Source organism: Streptomyces sp. SP18CS02 (assembly GCF_036322365.1).
In the GTDB taxonomy this organism is placed as follows: Bacteria; Actinomycetota; Actinomycetes; order Streptomycetales; family Streptomycetaceae; genus Streptomyces.
This window is the reverse complement of record NZ_JAQYXC010000143.1, coordinates 1-1,487: the sequence shown is the minus strand read 5'-3', so window position 1 is coordinate 1,487 and position 1,487 is coordinate 1. Positions and strand designations below refer to the sequence as shown.

The 1,487-nt window shown below is 73.2% G+C and carries 1 protein-coding gene; it reads left to right on the top strand.

The genetic code is table 11. The features are described from left to right. Window positions 1-8: 8 nt before the first annotated feature. A partial coding sequence (locus PUR26_RS01045; RefSeq protein ID WP_329868278.1) for a condensation domain-containing protein occupies window positions 9-1,487 on the top strand: 1,479 nt, incomplete at its 3' end.

Genomic DNA, 1,487 nt, shown 5'->3' with positions numbered 1-1,487 from the left:
TTGCCGGGGTGCGGCAGTTGATGACGGGTGGTGAGCCGTTGTCGGTGGCGCATGTGGCGAAGGCGTTGGGGGAGTATCCGGGGTTGCGGCTGGTGAACGGGTATTCGCCGGTCGAGTCGATGATCTTCACCTGCTGTCACATGGTCGAGGAGGGTGACACGGCCGGTTCGTCGGTTCCGGTCGGCACCGTCATCTCCCACAAACAGGTCTTCGTCCTCGACGAGCGGCTCCGACGTCTCCCGCCCGGCGCGGAGGGCGAGCTGTACATGGCGGGTGTGGGTCTGGCCCGGGGGTATGCGGGTCAGCCGGGGCTGACGGCCGAGCGTTTCGTCGCCCACCCCTACGGCGCTCCCGGTGAGCGCCTGTACCGCACCGGTGACCTCGTGCGGATGAGGCCCGACGGCGTCGTGGACTTCCTCGGGCGTGCGGACGGTCAGGTGAAGATCCGGGGCTTCCGGGTCGAGCCCGGCGAGGTCCAGACGGCCCTGATGAAGCACCGGAGCGTCCGTCAGGCGGCGGTGGTGGTCCGGGAGGACCGCCCCGGGGACAAGCGCCTGGTCGCCTATGCCGTCCTCGACGCGTCCGCTGCCACGACCCCCGAGGAGCTGCGGGCCCACGCCGCCGACCGGCTCCCCGAACACCTCGTCCCCTCCGCGGTCGTCATCCTGGACGCCCTTCCGCTGACCCCCAACGGCAAGCTCGACCGCCAGGCCCTGCCCGCCCCGGAGACCCGCTCCCGACCGGTCGGCCGCGCCCCGCGCACCCCGCGCGAGGTGGTCCTCTGCGGCCTCTTCGCCGACGTCCTCGGCATCGACGAGGTCGGCGCCGACGAGAGCTTCCTGCTGCTCGGCGGCCACTCCCTGCTCGCCGCCCGCCTGATCAGCCGCATCCGCCGTACGTTCGGCGTCGAGATCGGCATCCGCGAGCTGTTCCGGGACCCGACCGCCGCAGGTCTCGCCCGCGCCCTCGACGGTGCCGAGCAGGCCCCCCCGGCCCTGCTCCCCGCCGACCGGCCCGCCGCACTTCCGCTCTCGTACGCCCAGCAGCGCATCTGGTTCCTCGACCGGACCGAAGCCCCCGGAGCCGGCCGGGCGGCGGCGAGCGGCTCCACCTACAACGTCCCGCTCGCCCTCCGGCTGCGCGGCACCCTCGACAGCGACGCCCTGCGCCGGGCCGTCGACGACGTGGTGGAGCGCCATGAGACCCTGCGCACCCTGTACCCCGCCCCCGACGGGCAGCCCCGTCAGCAGGTGCTGAGACCCCAGGACGCCCACGTGGCCTGGACCCACACCTCCCCGGGCGCGGCCGGTCTCACCGAGGCCCTCACCGAAGCCGCCCGGCAAGGGTTCGACCTGGGTTCCGAACTGCCTTTGCGGGCGCACCTGTTCGGTGCGGGGGTGGGGGAGAACGTGCTGTTGCTGGTGGTGCACCACATCGCGTGCGACGGGTGGTCGCTGGCGCCGCTGGTGCGGGACCTGGCCGAGGCG